We start from the raw sequence: 526 nt of genomic DNA on the forward strand, positions 1-526 counted from the left end.
GGTATTAGACCAAGGCTATACCATATCGGAGGCCTCCCGCTCCCTGGATGTCTCAGATAATGTTCTCCGACGCTGGGTCAAACAGCTTAAGCTTGAGCGGAATGGTGATACGCCGTCTAGCAAGGCACTGACACCAGAGCAGCAGAAAATCCAAGAGCTTGAAGCCCGTATAAATCGCCTTGAACGTGAAAAAGCGATTTTAAAAAAGGCTACAGCTCTCTTGATGGCGGACGAGATAGAGCGTATTCGCTGATAGACCAGTTGAGAGAGCACGAGTCTGTTGAACTGGTCTGTACTGCATTAGATGTGTCGCCATCGAGCTACTATGAGTATCGGCATCACCGCAGTGAAATAGACGCTGAGCGCGTCCACCTACGTAGTGAGGTCAAGCGATTGTTTACAAAGAGCCGAGATTCAGCAGGCAGTCGTTCAATTACCATGATGATGCAAGAAGCCGGTTACGCCATTGGCCGGTTTAAAGTCCGCCGCTTGATGAAAGAGGCTGGGCTTGTCAGCAAACAACCTG

General features: G+C 50.0%; 1 pseudogene. It reads left to right on the plus strand.

The window, feature by feature from the left end:
- Nucleotides 1-526 (plus strand): annotated as a pseudogene (locus tag ACQY6F_RS19085) (transposase); the annotation flags it as partial.

The sequence above is a fragment of the Vibrio sp. genome (genome assembly GCF_050299255.1).
Taxonomy (GTDB): Bacteria; Pseudomonadota; Gammaproteobacteria; order Enterobacterales; family Vibrionaceae; genus Vibrio.